General features: G+C 69.2%; 3 protein-coding genes and 1 pseudogene. All 4 read left to right on the top strand.

Annotated elements, in window-relative coordinates; genetic code table 11:
• Positions 1-188, top strand: a pseudogene (locus tag RT309_RS13875) (helicase); the annotation flags it as partial.
• Positions 189-296: 108 nt separating this feature from the next.
• Complete coding sequence (topA, locus tag RT309_RS13870) at positions 297-3,200, top strand: type I DNA topoisomerase (protein WP_313357975.1); 2,904 nt, start codon at positions 297-299, stop codon at positions 3,198-3,200.
• Positions 3,197-3,826, top strand: a complete 630-nt coding sequence (gene tmk, locus RT309_RS13865) for a dTMP kinase (RefSeq protein ID WP_313357974.1) — start codon at positions 3,197-3,199, stop codon at positions 3,824-3,826. The genes topA and tmk overlap by 4 nt, the downstream gene beginning before the upstream one ends.
• Positions 3,827-3,874: 48 nt before the next feature.
• Positions 3,875-4,433, top strand: a 559-nt coding sequence (locus tag RT309_RS13860) for an AAA family ATPase (RefSeq protein ID WP_313357973.1), incomplete at its 3' end; no start/stop codon positions are given.

Below are 4,433 nucleotides of genomic sequence, written 5' to 3'. Positions count from 1 at the left end.
ACGCCGCGTCGGGCGCCGTCGCCCCCGGGGAGGATGCCTGCTCTCTCGCCGCGCGCGTGGCCCTGGCATCCGGATCGGAGCTCGTCTCGTGCACCGTCGACGCGCTCACGGCGACGGTCGAGGTCAGATCCGCGTACTCTGGACTGGTCGCCGTCGCCCGGGCCCGGGCGGGACCCCCGAGAAGCTGAACGTGCGACGCCCTCGCACCGCCCGCGCGTCAGCCGATTCGCCGGAGGATCTCTCGGCTCACGCCAGGATCGCGGTGTGTATGGTGTGCTTCGAAGAAAGGACGCCCCTTGGCAGAAGGCAAGAAGCTCGTCATCGTCGAGTCCCCGACGAAGATGCGGTCGATCCAGGGATACCTCGGCGACGGGTACCAGGTGCTCAGCTCGGTCGGTCACATCCGCGACCTCGCCGACAAGAAGGACATCCCCGCCGACGACAAGAAGGCGTACGGCAAGTACTCCATCGACGTCGAGAACGACTTCGACCCCTACTACGTGGTGTCCGATCGCAAGACCAAGACGGTCGCCGAGCTGCGCCGTGCGCTGAAGAGCGCCGACGAGGTCCTGCTCGCCACAGATGAGGACCGCGAAGGCGAGGCCATCGCCTGGCACCTGCTCGAGACGCTCAAGCCCAAGGTTCCCGTCAAGCGCATGGTCTTCCACGAGATCACCAAAGACGCCATCCAGGCCGCCGTGGGCAACACACGAGAGCTCGACCTCGCCCTCGTCGACGCGCAGGAGACCCGCCGCATCCTCGACCGGCTGTACGGCTGGGACGTCTCGCCGGTGCTCTGGTACAAGGTCAAGTCGGGGCTGTCCGCCGGCCGCGTGCAGTCGGCCGCCACCCGCATGGTCGTCGAGCGCGAGCGCGAGCGGATGGCGTTCGTCTCGGCCGAGTACTGGGATGTCGAGTCGCAGGCGTCCGCGTCTGCAGGCTCGGCCCAGGGATCCGCGTTCGGTGTGCGTCTCGTGCGCGTCGACGGTGGTCAGCTCGCCCGCGGAACCGATTTCGACGACACCGGAAAGCTCAAGAAGGCCGTCGTCGTGCTCTCCGAGGCCGACGCCGAAGCGCTCGCCGTCGCCGTGGACGCCACGGGAACGGCGACCGTCTCGAAGGTCGAGGCGAAGCCCGGCACCCGCAGCCCCTACGCGCCCTTCACCACCTCCACGCTGCAGCAGGAGGCCGGACGCAAGCTCTCGATGAGCGCCAAGCAGGCGATGAGCGTCGCCCAGCGGCTCTACGAGAAGGGCTACATCACCTATATGCGCACCGACTCGGTCGCGCTGAGCACGCAGGCGATCCAGGCTGCGCGAAGCCAGGCCGTGGCCCTGTACGGCGACTCGGCCGTGCCGCTGAAGCCGCGCGTCTACAAGTCGAAGAGCAAGAACGCGCAGGAGGCGCACGAGGCGATCCGCCCGTCGGGTGAGACCTTCCGCACTCCCGCATCGGTCGCCTCCGGCCTCGACCGCGAAGAGCAGCGCCTGTACGACCTGATCTGGAAGCGCACGGTCGCCAGTCAGATGTCGGATGCCAAGTACGAGACGACAACGGTCACCCTCGAGACCCAGGCTGCCGGCAAGCGGGTCGAGTTCACGGCATCCGGAACCGTCTACACGTTCAAGGGGTTCCTCGAGGCGTACGAGGAGGGCCGCGACGAGAAGCGCAACGCGCAGGACTCCTCGGCCGAGCAGTCGCTGCCCGCCGTGAGCGTCGGCGACGAGCTCGTCATCGGCGAATCCGTGGCGAAGGGGCACCGCACCACGCCGAAGCCGCGCTACACCGAGGCCTCGCTGGTGAAGGCCCTCGAAGAGCACGGCATCGGCCGCCCGTCGACCTTCGCGAGCATCATCGGCACCGTCATCGATCGCGGCTACGCGACCAAGCGCGGACAGGCACTCGTGCCCACGTGGCTGGCGTTCAGCGTCGTGCGGCTGCTCGAGCAGCACTTCGCCGACCTGATCGACTACGACTTCACCGCAGCACTTGAAGACGACCTCGACGCGATCGCCCGCGGCGAGCAGAACCGCGTCGAGTGGCTCAAGTCGTTCTACTACGGCTCCGAGAATCAGGTGGGGCTGCGACAGGTCGTCGACAACCTCGGCGAGATCGACGCGCGGGCGCTGAACTCGACGCGCATCACCGACGACGCCACCCTCCGCTTCGGCAAGTACGGCCCGTACCTCGAGGTCGCCGATCCGGCGGACCCCGAGGCCAAGCCGCGCATCGTCAACGTGCCCGAGGACCTCGCGCCGGATGAGCTCACCGCCGACAAGGCGCGCGAGCTGATCGACGCCCCCGTCGCCGGCGACCGTGTGCTCGGCGAGAACCCCGAGAACGGCAAGATCATCGTCGTCAAGGACGGCCGCTTCGGCCCGTACGTGCAGGAGAACGACCCGGTCTCCGACGACGACGCCGTCGACGAGTCGACCGGCGAGGTCCTGCCACAGGCTCAGGAAGCCGGTTCGAAGGGCAAGAAGAAGACGAAGAAGGATGCGGCGCCCAAGCCCCGCACCGCGTCGCTGTTCCGCTCGATGTCGGTCGACACGATCGACCTCGACACCGCGCTGCAGCTGCTCAGCCTGCCGCGCGTGGTGGGCGCCGATCCCGCCACGGGTGAGGAGATCACGGCGCAGAACGGACGCTTCGGGCCCTACCTGAAGAAGGGCACCGACTCGCGCTCGCTGGAGAGCGAGTCGCAGATCTTCGACGTCACACTCGAGAAGGCACTAGAGCTGTACGCCCAGCCGAAGTACGGCGGGCGCAAGGCGTCCAGCGCGCTGAAGGAGTTCGAGGCCGATCCCGTCAGCGGCAAGCCGATCCGCATCCGCGACGGCCGCTTCGGCGCCTACGTCACCGATGGCGAGACCAACGTGACCATCCCGCGCGGGCAGACCCCCGACGACGTCACGTTCGAGATCGCCGTCCAGATGCTCGCCGACAAGCGCGCCAAGGGCCCCGCGCCCAAGCGCGGTGCGAAGAAGCCGACCGCGAAGAAGGCCCCGGCCAAGAAGCCGGCAGCCAAGAAGACCGCAGCCAAGAAACCGGCCGCCAAGAAGACCACGACAAAGCCGGCGTCGGACGCCGACAATGCGGCTGCGCGCTCTGCAGCGGCGAAGAAGGCCGCCGCCACGCGCAAGGCGAACGCGATCGCGAAGGCTGACGCGGCACGCGCGGCGGCCAAGGCGGACGCGTGACCCTGGAACAGCCGGGACTGTGGATCACGTTCGAAGGCGGTGACGGCTCGGGCAAGACCACCCAGGCCCGGCTGCTCGCGCAGTGGATGCAGCAGCGCGGTCGCACCGTGCTGCACACCCGCGAGCCCGGCGGCTCCGAGGTCGGCACCCTCGTCCGCGACATCGTGCTTCACCACCGTGGCGACATCGCACCCCGAGCCGAGGCTCTGCTGTACGCCGCCGACCGGGCCCACCATGTCGCGACGGTCGTCCGACCGGCGTTGGAGCGGGGCGACGTCGTCATCCAGGATCGCTACCTCGACTCGTCCGTCGCGTATCAAGGTGCCGGGCGTGTGCTCGACGCAGCCGAGGTGCGCGACCTCTCGCTGTGGGCGACCGAGGGCGCTCTGCCGGATCTGACCGTGCTGCTCGACCTCGACCCGTCGACGGCCCGTCGCCGGCTCGACGCGGACGACAAGCCGTTCGATCGTCTCGAGGCCGAGAAGGAGGACTTCCACGCCCGCGTGCGGGCGGCGTATCTCGCGCTCGCCGCCGCCGAGCCGCAGCGGTTCCTCGTCGTCGACGCCTCGCTCGATCCCGACGACATCGCCGTGCTGATCCGGGCGCGCATGTCGATCCTCGTCTGAGTGGGCGGAGCATCAGGCGATGTCGGCCCCGCGGATAGGCTGGAGAGCATGACAGCCCTCACCACCGCGCCGTTCCCGTGGACGGACGTGTGGGGTCAGGATGCCGCGGTGCAGACCCTCCGTCAGGCCGCAGCCGACCCGGCATCCCTGTCGCACGCCTGGCTGATCACCGGCCCGCCGGGGTCGGGACGATCCACGCTGGCCTACGCGTTCGCGGCCGCGCTGATCGCGGACGAGCCGGTCGACGAGGCCACGATGCGTCAGGTGCTCGCGCGCACGCATCCGGATGTCACGGCGCTGCGCACCGACAAGGTGATCATCACCATCGCCGAGGCGCGCGCACTGGTCGAGCGGTCGTACTTCGCCCCGTCCGCGGGACGCTACCGGGTGATCGTCGTCGAAGACGCCGATCGCATGGTCGAGCGCACCTCGAACGTGCTGCTGAAGGCCCTTGAAGAGCCGCCGGAGAAGACGGTGTGGGTGCTGTGCGCCCCCAGCGAGGCCGACCTGCTTCCCACCATCCGCTCGCGGGTGCGCCCGCTGCGCCTGCGCGAACCCGACGTCGACGACGTGGCGCGACTCATCGCCGCCCGCACCGGCGTCGACG

Source organism: Microbacterium sp., from assembly GCF_032084865.1.
In the GTDB taxonomy this organism is placed as follows: domain Bacteria; phylum Actinomycetota; class Actinomycetes; order Actinomycetales; family Microbacteriaceae; genus Microbacterium.
Note: the sequence above shows the minus strand (reverse complement) of the source record. Positions and strands in the feature narration are given on the sequence as shown.